The 12225-nt window shown below is 51.0% G+C and carries 9 protein-coding genes; 8 read left to right on the top strand and 1 reads right to left on the bottom strand.

What is annotated here, in order from left to right; translation table 11 throughout:
• The first annotated feature begins 21 nt into the window (after nt 1-21).
• From ACYVUV_RS06190 to ACYVUV_RS06165, 6 genes are all read left to right on the top strand, one after another.
• On the top strand, nt 22-1188 hold the full coding sequence (locus tag ACYVUV_RS06190; protein WP_484499188.1) for a diguanylate cyclase: 1167 nt from the start codon (nt 22-24) through the stop codon (nt 1186-1188).
• A gap of 6 nt (nt 1189-1194) precedes the next feature.
• A complete protein-coding gene (locus ACYVUV_RS06185) occupies nt 1195-1776 on the top strand; it encodes a hypothetical protein (protein WP_439775732.1) in 582 nt (193 codons plus the stop codon).
• 124 nt (nt 1777-1900) lie between these two features.
• Nucleotides 1901-2704: an HAD family hydrolase gene (locus ACYVUV_RS06180; RefSeq protein WP_439775733.1), complete on the top strand. Its 804-nt coding sequence runs from the start codon at nt 1901-1903 to the stop codon at nt 2702-2704.
• A 120-nt stretch (nt 2705-2824) separates the two neighbouring features.
• Nucleotides 2825-3307, top strand: coding sequence for a MarR family winged helix-turn-helix transcriptional regulator (locus tag ACYVUV_RS06175; RefSeq protein WP_439775868.1), 483 nt, complete (start codon nt 2825-2827; stop codon nt 3305-3307).
• Nucleotides 3300-5024 carry an ABC transporter ATP-binding protein gene (locus ACYVUV_RS06170; RefSeq protein ID WP_439775867.1) on the top strand — a complete coding sequence of 575 codons (1725 nt, stop codon included), beginning with the start codon at nt 3300-3302 and terminating at the stop codon, nt 5022-5024. The genes ACYVUV_RS06175 and ACYVUV_RS06170 overlap by 8 nt, the downstream gene beginning before the upstream one ends.
• Nucleotides 5025-5026: 2 nt before the next feature.
• Nucleotides 5027-6850 carry an ABC transporter ATP-binding protein gene (locus ACYVUV_RS06165; protein ID WP_439775866.1) on the top strand — a complete coding sequence of 608 codons (1824 nt, stop codon included), beginning with the start codon at nt 5027-5029 and terminating at the stop codon, nt 6848-6850.
• A 106-nt stretch (nt 6851-6956) separates the two neighbouring features.
• On the opposite strand, the gene plsY is transcribed toward ACYVUV_RS06165, so the two are convergent.
• Nucleotides 6957-7601 carry a glycerol-3-phosphate 1-O-acyltransferase PlsY gene (gene plsY, locus ACYVUV_RS06160; RefSeq protein WP_439775865.1) on the bottom strand — a complete coding sequence of 215 codons (645 nt, stop codon included), beginning with the start codon at nt 7599-7601 and terminating at the stop codon, nt 6957-6959.
• A gap of 92 nt (nt 7602-7693) precedes the next feature.
• On the opposite strand from plsY, the gene parE reads away from it, so the two are divergent.
• Both parE and parC read left to right on the top strand, forming a co-directional pair.
• A complete protein-coding gene (gene parE / locus ACYVUV_RS06155) occupies nt 7694-9628 on the top strand; it encodes a DNA topoisomerase IV subunit B (protein ID WP_439775869.1) in 1935 nt (644 codons plus the stop codon).
• Nucleotides 9629-9641: 13 nt separating this feature from the next.
• On the top strand, nt 9642-12125 hold the full coding sequence (gene parC / locus ACYVUV_RS06150; RefSeq protein ID WP_439775864.1) for a DNA topoisomerase IV subunit A: 2484 nt from the start codon (nt 9642-9644) through the stop codon (nt 12123-12125).
• The last annotated feature ends 100 nt before the right edge of the window (nt 12126-12225 follow it).

The raw sequence follows: 12225 nt of genomic DNA, 5'->3' as shown, positions 1-12225 counted from the left end.
AGTAGAAAATAATGTGATGTGATGAAGATGAAAGAGAAGGGAAACAGGAGAAAAGTTCATGGCCTTAGCTGGCAATTAGCCAATGAAAAAGAGGCAGTGTATGCTGATTATCTTGATTCTGAAGCTTTTCAAAAAGAGGTTGCCGACAATAATATCACTATGGGGATTGCTGTCTCCAGCTTGATCACGGTCATTGGTTTTTTAGGCATGTTTGGCCTTAATTCTTATTATGCCAATATTTCGGCTTTTCCCATGATCCCGAGCGAGTGGGTTTATCTCCTGTTGATCTTGTCTAATTTGCCCCACCTGCTTTTTTTGATCTGGCTAAATAAACACCGGCAGCCAGCAGAAGAAGAAATCAGAATAATATTTGCGAATTTTGCAATCAACGCTCTTTTGTCTGGCTTTACCCTGTACAGCACGCAAGAGGGGAGCAGCTACTTTTTTGAGCTGGTCTTGATGATGATGGTCATCTGCGTTCTGCCATATTATAAAAAAGGCCGCGGCATTGCCTTGGTGGCATTGAGTCTTCTGTCAACTTTGTCAGTTATTTCTATAAATCATGTCCAGGTCGCCTCGCAGGATGCTTATGACTTGTTTCTCTTTTACTTTATTTGCCAATCCTGTATTATTTTGCGCCGACATTGGTTTCGGCAGGCATCCTGGTACAACTACATCTTGCACCGGGCAAATGGATCACTCTTTGTCAGCAGCCGGACGGATGAATTGACTGGTCTATATAACCGGCTTGCCTTGCGGGAAGATTTTCCAAATTATCTCAAGCAAGAGATTGGCGTGGCCATGATCGACCTGGATGACTTTAAACGTTTCAATGACAATTACGGTCATGCATATGGGGACCTGGTTTTGACTAGACTTGGTCGCTACTTGCAAAAAGACTGGATGAACTCGCACCTGCGGAGCTACCGCTATGGCGGCGACGAGGTTTTAATTATCGCGTCGGGCATGGAAGATGGCGCTTTTGTCAAAAAATTGCAGATTTTTCAAAAAGAATATGCTAAACTAAACCGGCAGTTAAAAGAGCCAGCCACCTTGAGCATCGGCTATGCTACCGGTAGAATCGATGATGAAGAAGAGCTGCGGGCAATAATCAAGCTGGCTGACGACTATCTATACCAGGCCAAGGACCAAGGCAAGAACCAGATTGTTGGCGAAAAGCAGAAATGAGGCATTATGTACAGCTACATCCCGAAAGAACAAATCAAGATTTACCGCTATTTGACCGTTGACGCGGTCAACGCCGCCCTGGCGGATTTGCGCCAGGAGGGCATCAGCCTGGAACTGGAGAGCACGGTCGGAACTGCTGGCAACTTCGTGACCCAAAACGACGGGGTGGTGGACCTGGATTACCAGTTAAAGCTGGTAAAGTCAGCTGAAGAAGATCCAGCACTTTTGCTCAGTAAAGTCAGCGAGGGCTTAATGGCGGGCCTGGCGGATAAATTTGAAGCAGGCCGGGAAAACAGCCAGGCTTTGACCTTTCTGCACCGGGCCAAGAAGAGCGGCAAGGTCAACTTCAAGTTAGACTTGACCGTCATCAAGGAAGAAGACGGGGATGAATACCGCTTGGTTAAAACTGATGGGGGCAAGTGGAGCGAAGCCTTTAACAGCCGTTTTTTGACCATCCAGGAAGAGACGATCAAGGACTGGGACCAGTGGGAAGACCTGCGCGGTGAATATCTCCGCTTGAAAAATGAAGATCCTTCTGCTTTGTCAGTCGACCTCTACCGGCAGGCAGTCAACAATATTTATGGCTAAAAGCAAGAATTATCGGCAGGCGACAGCCTGCTTTTTTAGTTGAAAATCTTTGAATTCTTGCAAAAGAAATGGAATAATAAGGGAAGAATCAATAGAGAGAATTAATTTACGGAAAGCATTTTACATGGAAAATAAGCAAGAAATCAAATTAATCGCGACCGACATGGATGGCACTTTGGTCAATGACGCCAAAGAAGTGCCAGCGTCTTTTGCCCCCTGGGTTTTGAATCACCCCGACCAGCAGATGGTGATCGCCAGCGGCCGGCCATATTACACCAATGAAGAGCTTTTCAAGGACATTAAGGATCACTTGATCTTCATTGGCGATAATGGCGGTTTGATCTACCAGCAGGGCAAGGTCTTGGCCAAAGCTGGCATTACGGCTGAAGAAGCTGAATTTTGCCTTGATCTTTTTGAAAAAGAGCCTTTAGCCAATCCGATTCTTTGCGGGGCCAGCCAGGCTATTTGCCGCGACCCGGAAGGAGACCGGAACTTTTTAAAGCAGCTGGATACCTACTATATCAAGCGGCGGTATGTCGAGGATCTGCCGGCTGAAGTAAACAGTGACGAAATCATCAAGTTTACAGCCTATATTGAAGGCGGGGCAGCAGAAAGAATCTACCGGCAATTGCCGGAAATGCCGGGCAACTTGAGCGCGGTTTTGGCCGGGCCGGAATGGATTGACATTGTCAACAAGGACGCCAATAAGGGGGCAGCGATGAAGAAGATCGCAGATTTAAAGGGAATCAAGAAAGAAGAGACCCTGGCTTTTGGCGACTACTTAAACGACTTGACCATGTTAGAGGCAGCCGGAACCAGCTATGCTATGGTCAATGCTCACCCGGACCTTAAAAAGATTGCTGACCATATTGCTCCAAGCAACAACGATGAAGGAGTAATGCAAATTCTGCGAAAATTGTTTGATTAATTGGTGGCAGCTGCCTTTTGGCGGCTGTTTTGCTTTACATTGTGCATGATCCAGGTATACTTGATAGTTAGGTACCGAATATTAATTTCTTGATTATTTTTTGCAGAAAGGACAAGCAGGATGGCAGAAGAAGAACTCAATGAAGAATTGTTTCACCGGAGCATGCGTTTGCAGCGGCAACTGGCCCAAATGGGGATGCGGTATGAGAAGCTGCATGGCGGCGTCCGGGGGCAGAACCGGACTTTGGCCCTGCTCAGCAAGAATGAAGGGATGAAGCAGGCAGAACTGGCCCGCTTTGCCCGAGTAAGGCCGTCCTCAATCAGTGAAGTCGTTGACCGCCTGGAGCGGCACGGCTTGATCGAACGGCGCAGGGATAACAGCGACCACCGGGTTTTCCGCCTCTACTTGACTGGAAAGGGCCGAGAACAAAATGAGCGCAACCACTCCAGCTGGCTGGGCTTTGTGGGCGATTTGATGAGCCCCTTAAGCGAAGGCGAAAAGGCCGAATACCTGAACATCTTGAAGAAGCTGGACAAACAGGCATTATTCTTGGAAGAACGCATGGAAGAAAATGCCAAAAAAGAGGGTGAAAACCATGCTTAAAATTGCTAGAAAAACATTGACTTGCTGGGCGACTTGCCTGGCAAGTCTTTTTTTATTAGTACAAGTTGCATGTGATTTGTACCTGCCGACGGTGACGGCTGACCTGGTTGACAAGGGGATCATTGGCAAGAACCTGCCTTATATCTGGCAAACCGGAGGCAAGATGCTTTTGGTGTCCGCCTTGGGCCTGCTGGCTGCTTTTGGCAACATCTATTTTGCCTCCCACCAGGCCATGCAGGTCGGCCAGCGTCTCCGAGCCATGCTCTTTGCCAAGGTACTGACTTTCTCTGATGAAGAGATCAGCCGCTTTGGCCAGTCCTCTTTAATTACCAGAACGACCAATGACGTCGTCCAGGTTCAGATGACTTTTATGCAGCTCTTGCGGATGCTGCTCCAGTCCCCGATCATGCTGGTGGCTGGGACCGTTTTGGCTTATCTTCAGCAGCCCCGCCTGGCAAAAGTTTTCGCCATTTCTTTGCCAATTTTGGCGGCCATCATTTTCTTGCTCATGCATTTTGCCATGCCCTTGTTTAAGAGCATCCAGCAAAAGACCGACCGGATCAACTTGATCTTCAGAGAAGGCTTGACAGGGGTCCGGGTCATCCGGGCCTTCAGGCAGGACCAGCGCGAGCAGGACCGCTTTGCCGCGGCTAATCTGGACTATACCAAGGTCGGCATCAAGGCCTACACAATCATTTCTTTCATGCAACCAGCCGTAACCCTAGTGCTGAGCTTGACCAACGTGGGGATCATTTTTCTGGGCGGCCGCTTGATTAGCGGCAGGGTCATGGAAGTCGGCAGTCTTTTGACTTTTTTGACTTATGCTACCCAGATTCTGATGAGTTTCATGATGCTGTCCATGCTGTTTATCGTGATTCCGCGGGCTTCTGTATCAGCCAAAAGAATCAATGAAGTACTGGACGCGAAAAATCAGCTGCAGGACCCAGCAGAGCCGGCACCCCTCCCAAAAGGTCCGGCAGAGCTGGAATTTGACCGGGTCTCCTTCCGCTATGCCGGAGCTGAAGAAGCAGCTTTGGAAGGAATTAATTTTAAAGTCAAGGCTGGCCAGACCCTGGCTTTGATCGGGGGAACCGGGTCGGGTAAGTCGACCCTGGTCAATTTGATTCCCCGCCTTTTGGACGTGGAAAAAGGCGCGGTCAAACTTGCCGGAGTTAAGGTGACTGACTTGAAACAGGCTGATTTGCACAAGCTGGTCTCCTTGACCCAGCAAAAAGCCGTGCTTTTTAAAGGGACAGTCCGGTCAAACCTGCTGTTTGGCAAGGGGGATGCCAGTGAGGAAGAGATGTGGCAGGCCTTGGAAATTGCCCAAGCAGCAGACTTTGTCAAAGAAAACGGGGGCCTGGACAGCACGGTCGAAGCCGGCGGGGCCAACTTCTCCGGCGGCCAACGGCAAAGACTGGCCATCGCGCGGACCATCATCAAAGATGCCGATGTATATATTTTCGACGACTCATTTTCTGCCCTTGACTTTAAGACTGACGCGGCCCTTAGAAAGGCCCTGGCGGCTGATCCGAAGATGCGGCAGGCCATTACCGTCATCGTGGCCCAGCGGGTCTCTACGGTGGCGTCTGCTGACCAGATTCTGGTCTTAGACAGCGGCCGGGTAGTCGGCCAGGGCAAGCATGAAGAATTGAAGCGGACCTGCCCGAACTACCAGCAGATTGTCGCTTCCCAGTTCCAGAAAGGAGTGGATTAGGGATGCATCACGGTCATAAAGGAAAAATTGACAAGGCTGAGCACTTTTGGCCGACCAGCCGCCGGCTTTTGGCATATCTGCGCCCTTGGCGCTTTGGCGTGGGCTTGTCAATAGTGTTTGCCATTATTGCCACGGTTTTCTCGATTTTTGCCCCGAAAGTCCTGGGCCAGGCCACGACCTTGATCTATCAAGGGGTGATGAAAGGCTATGCTCAAGAGAAGGCCGGCCAGCATTTGACCAGCCTGCCAATCGACTTTGCCGGCGTCTTTAAGATCGGGCTTTGGGTAATCGGTCTTTACCTGATCTCCAGCGTCTTCAATTTTGCCGAGCAGATCATCATGACCCGGATTTCCCAGCAGGTCGTCTGCCATCTGCGGGCTGATTTTAAAGAAAAAATGCGCCATGTCCCGGTATCCTACTACGATACCCACTCCAAAGGGGACCTAATGAGCCGGATGGTCAATGACATGGACAATATTTCCGGCACTCTTCAGCAGACCTTGATCCAGCTGATTACCAGCGCCATTACCCTGGTCGGAACCCTGGCCGTCATGTTCACGATCTCCTGGAAGCTGACTTTAGTGGCTCTTTTGACCGTTCCAGTCTCCGTTTTGATCACGGGTACGATTGCCCCTAAGGCCCAGAAGCTGTTTGGCCGCCAGCAAGAGCAGCTGGGCAAGATCAACGGGCAGGTAGAAGAAATCTATGCCGGGGTAGGCATTGTCCGCGTTTTTGGCCAGGAAGAAAATGAAGAGGAGACTTTTGCTGACCATAATGACGCCTACTTTGATGCTTCCTGGAAGGCAGAATTTCTTTCCATCATGATTTTCCCCTTGATGAACTTTGTCAAAAATGTCGGTTATCTCTTGATTGCCGTTTTTGGGGTTATCGATGTCATCAAGGGGGCCATCAGCCTGGGCAATGTCCAGGCCTTCCTCCAGTATTCCAACCAGTTCTCCCAGCCCTTGACCCAGCTGGCCAACATGTCCAACACGATCCAGCAGACCATTGCCTCAGCGGAAAGAATTTTTGCCGTTCTGGATGCTGAAAACATGGATGAAACAGTCCACCCGGCAGCTGAACTGGCGACAGATGCCAAACTGACTTTTAAAGACGTGTCATTCAGCTATACTGACGCGCCTTTGATTGAAAACTTCAGCCTGGAAGTGCCAAAAGGGCAGATGGTGGCTATCGTCGGGCCAACCGGTGCCGGCAAGACCACGATCATCAACCTTCTGGAGCGCTTTTATGACGTAAAGGGCGGGCAAATCTACTTAGACGGCCGGGAAACCAGGTCAATGAGCCGGGAAGAGCTTCGCGGCCATATCGCCATGGTTTTGCAGGATACCTGGCTTTTTACCGGGACGATTTTTGACAATATCAAGTACGGCAGAGAAGCTGCCAGTGATGAGGAAGTTTACCGGGCTGCCCGCCTGGCCAGGGCCGACAGCTTCATCCGCCAATTGCCGGATGGCTACCAGACTCTGTTAAACGAAGAAGGGTCCAATATTTCCCAGGGGCAAAGGCAGCTCTTGACGATTGCCCGGGCCTTTCTGGCCGATCCGGAAATTTTGATCCTGGATGAAGCAACCAGCTCGGTTGACACCCGGACTGAAAGTTTGATCCAGAAGGCCATGGCAGACCTCAAGCAGGAAAGAACCAGTTTCGTGATCGCCCACCGCCTGTCAACGATCCAGGATGCCGACAAGATCATCGTGATCAACCACGGCCAGATCGTCGAAAGTGGCAACCACCAAAGCCTTTTGGCCAAGGGCGGCTTTTACGCTGACCTTTACCAGAGCCAGTTTTTAGGCCAGGAAATCTGAAAAAAGCCATGATTCAACTGAATCATGGCTTTTGCTTTAGCAATATTTAAAAAATGCCCCTTTGCATTTTGAACATGTGTTCCGTATAATAGGATTGGTTCAAAAATTACTTCTGCTTTTTGTCCTTGCCTTGCTTTTGCTTGATGTGATAGTAAAGGCCAAAGGGGACAAGGTTTTCATTTCCGGCGGCAATCCTCTTGATGTTGGCCCGGTGGCTCCACCAGATGAGGACAACCAGGACCCCTGACATGATGGTCAGGAAAGTGTCATGGAAGAAGAAGCTGGAAATAAAAATCAAGACTACTGAAATCAAGCTGCTCAAGGACACCATGCTGGTGATTAAGAGCAAGGGGATGAAGAAGCAGGCGCAGAGGCCGAAGAACTGGACATTGTAGCCCAGGAGGAAACCGGCTGTAGTGGCCACGGCCTTGCCCCCTTTAAACTTGAGGAAGATTGAGAAGGCGTGGCCGAAAATGGCTGCTGCCCCGAAAATCAAGCACAAGTGGTGGTCGCCCAAGTGAAAAATCCGGGGCAGGCAGGTAGCCAGGGTCCCCTTGAAGAAGTCGACCAGGAAGACCAGGGTGCCGGCCTTGGGGCCCAGAACCCGGAAGGTGTTGGTGGTCCCAATATTGTGTGACCCATAGTCCCGGATATCCTTGTGGTAAAAGAGCTTGCCGACTAAAACACCGGTCGGAAAAGAACCAATTAAGTATGCTAAAATTAAAAGTAATGCAAATTTTATTGCAAACATCAAATCAACTCCGTTTATCTTGTACCTGCTATTTTAACAAATAACGGACTGAATTGATACGAAGTTATTAATCTAAAGCTTGGAGATGTTTTATTTTGCCAAAGAACACCTATGATGATTCTTCAATTCAAATTCTGCACGGGCTGGAAGCAGTCCGCAAGCGGCCAGGGATGTACATCGGGTCAACCGACATCCACGGCTTGAACCAGCTGGTCTATGAAATTGTCGACAACTCCGTCGATGAAGCCATGGCCGGTTTTGGTCAGGAAATCAACGTGACCATTCACGAGGACAATTCCGTGACCGTGCAGGACTTTGGCCGGGGGATGCCGACAGGGATGCATGCCTCAGGCCGACCAACCATTGAAGTCATCCTTACTGTCCTGCATGCCGGCGGCAAGTTCACGGAGCAGAACTACAAGACCTCCGGCGGTCTGCACGGGGTCGGTTCTTCCGTTGTCAACGCCCTGTCCAGCTACATGAAGGTGCACGTGGTGCGTGACGGCAAGGCCTACGAGGAAGAATTCCAAAATGGCGGCCACCCAATCGGCACCCTGCGCTGCCTGGGGGCGACCAAGGAAAAGACGGGGACTACGATCACTTTCAAGCCGGACCCGATGATTTTTTCAACGACTAAGTATAATTACGAGACCATCCAGGAAAGAATCCGGGAATCTGCCTTCCTGCTCAAGGGAGTCAAGTTCACTCTGACCGACGAGCGCACGCCCAACCACCACGACGTCTTCCAGTATGACGACGGGATTGAAAGCTTTGTTGCCTACCTCAACGAAGGCAAGGGAACGATCGGCAAGGTCTTCTACTTTGAAGGCAGCCAGGATGGGATGGAAATCGAATTTGCCGGCCAGTACAGTGACTCATACTCAGAGAACTTCGTTTCCTTTGTCAACAATGTCCGGACCGCGGACGGCGGCTCTCATGAAGTTGGGGCCAGAAGTGGCTTTACTCGGGCCTTTAACGACTATGCCAAGAAGCAGGGCCTTTTGGGCAAGAAGGACAAGAACCTGGAAGGGTCCGACTACCGGGAAGGGCTCAGCGCCGTTTTAAGCGTCAAGATCCCGGAAGAATTGTTGGAATTTGAAGGGCAGACCAAGGGCAAGCTGGGGACTCCCCAGGCCAGAAGCGCGGTCGACAGCATCGTGTACGAGAAATTGTCCTATTACCTGCTGGAAAATGGTGAATGGGCCCAGGACTTGGTTAAGAAGGCCCAAAGGGCCCGGGATGCCAGAGAAGCGGCTAAGAAGGCCAGAGACGAGTCCAGAAACGGAAAGAAGCGGCACAAGAAGGAAGTCCTGTCCGGGAAATTAACACCGGCCCAGTCCAGAAACCCTAAGAAAAACGAGCTTTTCCTGGTCGAAGGGGACTCAGCCGGCGGCAGTGCCAAGCAAGGCCGAGACCGGCGTTTCCAGGCCATCCTGCCTTTGCGGGGGAAGGTCTTGAACACCCAGCGGGCCAAGCTAGCTGACATTTTTAAGAACGAAGAAATAAACACGATGATCCACACGATCGGGGCCGGGGTCGGGACCGAATTCAAGGTCGAAGACTCCAACTACGACAAGATCATCATCATGACTGACGCCGACGACGACGGGGCTCACATCCAGATCCTGCTTTTGACCTTCTTCTACCGCTACATGCGGCCGATGATTGAAGCAGGCAAGGTCTATATCGCCCTGCCGCCGCTTTACCGGATCAGCAAGAAGCAGACCAACCTTTACGCTTGGACTGATGAAGAGCGCGACGAGGATGAAAAGAAGGTTGGCAAGGGTTATGCCCTGCAGCGCTTCAAGGGGCTGGGGGAAATGAACGCCGACCAGCTCTGGGAGACGACCATGAATCCGGAAAGCCGGATGCTGATCAGGGTCAGAATCGACGATGCCCAATTGGCTGAGCGCCGGGTGACCACCTTGATGGGGGACCAGGCTTCCGCCAGAAGAAAGTGGATTGAGGAAAACGTCAAGTTCCGCCTGGGCGATGAAGAGTCGATCTTAGACAAGGTAAATGATTAGGGGGAAGCAATTTATGCCAGAAACTCACGAGCGAATTCGTGAAATGCCTTTGGAACAGGTCATGGGCGAACGCTTTGGCCGTTATTCCAAATATATTATTCAAGAACGGGCCCTGCCGGACATCCGCGACGGGCTCAAGCCGGTGCAAAGGCGGATTCTTTACGCCATGTACCGTGACGGCAACACGGCTGACAAGCCTTTTAAGAAGGCAGCCAAGGCTGTCGGTAACATCATGGGTAACTACCACCCGCACGGCGACAGCTCCATCTACGGGGCCCTGGTCTTCCTGTCTCAAGACTGGAAGATGAGAGAGCCTTTGATTGAAATGCACGGCAACAATGGGTCAATGGACGGCGACAGTCCTGCCGCCATGCGTTACACCGAATCCCGCTTGTCTAAAATTTCCAATGTCTTGCTGGAAGACATTGACAAGGAAACCGTGCCAATGGTGCTCAACTTCGACGACACCGCTTATGAACCAACGGTTTTGCCGGCTCGCTTTCCTAATCTTCTGGTCAATGGCTCAACTGGGATTTCCTCTGGTTACGCTACGGAAATTCCGCCCCACAACTTGGGCGAGGTTTTAGACGCGACTATCCACCTTCTTAAGCACCCAGATGCCAGCCTGGAAGATTTGATGACTTTTGTTAAAGGGCCAGACTTCCCGACTGGTGGGATTGTCATGGGCAAAAAGGGCTTGCGGGATGCTTACAAGACAGGTAAAGGCCGGATCCAGGTCCGCGCGAAGACCCATATCGAAGAGATCCGGGGCCACCGCCAGCAGATCGTGGTGACGGAAATTCCTTACCTGGTCAACAAGGCCCAGCTGGTCAAGAAGATCGACGAAATCCGAGTCAGCCGGGAACTGGACGGGATCAGCGAAGTCAGAGACGAAACGGACCGTCACGGTCTCTCCATCGTTATCGAGCTTAAGAAGGACGCTGACGCCCAGAACATCCTCAACTACCTTTTGAAGAATACTGACTTGCAGGTTTCCTACAACTTCAACATGGTGGCCATTGACCACATGACTCCGGTTCAAGTTGGCCTTAAGCGGATTCTGGCTGCCTACCTGGAACACGAAGAAGAAGTTGTAACCAAGCGGACTCAGTTTGACTTGAAGAAGGCCTCAGACCGGCTGGAAATCATCCAGGGCCTGATCAAGGCCATGAGCATCTTGGACCAGGTGATCAAGGTCATCCGGGCTTCCAAGAACAAGTCTGACGCCAAGAAGAACCTGGTAGCCGAATTTGCCTTCACTGACCGCCAGGCCGAAGCTATTGTCTCCTTGCAGCTTTACCGCTTGACCAACACTGACGTTTTGGCCCTGCAAGCTGAAGAAAAGGAACTGACAGGCAAGATCGCGGCTTACGAAAAGATTTTGGCTGACCCGAAAGTTTTGCAAAAGGAAATCATCAAGGAACTCCGGGCAGTCAAGAAGGAATTCGGTTCAGACCGGCTGAGCGAAATCAGCGATGAAACTGCCAGAGTTGAAGTCGATGAAAAGGCCTTGATCACTGAAGAATCTGTCCGGGTCTTGATCAGCCGCGACGGCTACATCAAGCGGTCATCTTTGCGGTCCTTCCAGTCAACTGAAGCTGGCGACAATGGCTTGCCGGAAACTGACCGGGTGGTTTATGAAGGGACCCTGTCGACTTTGACCAACCTTTACCTCTTCACCAACCACGGCAATTTGATCTACCGGCCAGTTCATGAACTGGTTGAAAGCAAGTGGAAGGATGTCGGCCAGCACCTGTCCCAGGAACTGGGCCTGGCGGCTGACGAAAGCATCATCCAGGTCTTTGCCTTGGATCATTTGGATGATCCGGACCTCTCCTTCTTGCTGGCCACAAACGACGGCTATATCAAGCAGGTGGCCCTGGCTGACCTGCAGCCAACCAGAACTTACAAGTCCCGGGCAATCATGGCCATGAAGATGAAGGGGGAGGATTCCCGCGTTATCACTGTGGACCTGGTCAAGACAAGTGAAAAGCGGGAAATTACCCTCTTTACCAACCAGGCCTTTGCCCTGAAGTATGATATTGACGAAGTCCCGCAAGTCGGGGCTCGAGCAGCTGGGGTCAAGTCAATTAACTTGAAGGAAGACGACTATGTCGTTGCCTGTCTGGTGACTGACCCGCAATTTGAAGACCTGCTCAAGGTGGGTCTGGTAACCCAAAGAGGGGCCTTCAAGCAAATGCCGCTGAACTTGATCGGCAAGACCAGCCGGGCCAAGCGGGGAGTTCTGGTTCTGCGGAATTTGAAGACCAAGCCGCACCGGATCGTGGCCTTGAAGGCTTACGGGCAAAACCATGAGCTTATCTTGATCACCTCCAGCCTGCGTAAGCAGGTCATCCGGACCAGCGACCACCCAGTTGGTGACCGGCAGAGCAATGGCTCCTTTGTCATTGATGTCAGGACAGATGGGGAAGCCAAGGAGCTGCTCATGGGCCGGCCTTTGCCGGACAAGGCCAAGGATGTCAGCCGCTTGTTCTAAAAAAGCAAAAAAGATTGCGAAAAGATCGCGAAAAGATTGAACAAAGCGCTGATTTTCTAGTAGACTTAATTAGAGAGAATTAATTTTAGCTAAAACTAGA

The organism is Lactobacillus sp. WILCCON 0149 (assembly GCF_057197965.1).
This window is presented reverse-complemented; position numbering and strand designations above follow the sequence as displayed.

What these genes read in the sequence shown, in the direction of transcription:
- ACYVUV_RS06190 (WP_484499188.1), top strand. Translation starts at nt 22, where the DNA reads ATGAAGATGAAAGAGAAGGGAAACAGGAGAAAAGTTCATGGCCTTAGC.
- ACYVUV_RS06185 (WP_439775732.1), top strand. Translation starts at nt 1,195, where the DNA reads ATGTACAGCTACATCCCGAAAGAACAAATCAAGATTTACCGCTATTTG.
- ACYVUV_RS06180 (WP_439775733.1), top strand. Translation starts at nt 1,901, where the DNA reads ATGGAAAATAAGCAAGAAATCAAATTAATCGCGACCGACATGGATGGC.
- ACYVUV_RS06175 (WP_439775868.1), top strand. Translation starts at nt 2,825, where the DNA reads ATGGCAGAAGAAGAACTCAATGAAGAATTGTTTCACCGGAGCATGCGT.
- ACYVUV_RS06170 (WP_439775867.1), top strand. Translation starts at nt 3,300, where the DNA reads ATGCTTAAAATTGCTAGAAAAACATTGACTTGCTGGGCGACTTGCCTG.
- ACYVUV_RS06165 (WP_439775866.1), top strand. Translation starts at nt 5,027, where the DNA reads ATGCATCACGGTCATAAAGGAAAAATTGACAAGGCTGAGCACTTTTGG.
- plsY (WP_439775865.1), bottom strand. Translation starts at nt 7,601, where the DNA reads ATGTTTGCAATAAAATTTGCATTACTTTTAATTTTAGCATACTTAATT.
- parC (WP_439775864.1), top strand. Translation starts at nt 9,642, where the DNA reads ATGCCAGAAACTCACGAGCGAATTCGTGAAATGCCTTTGGAACAGGTC.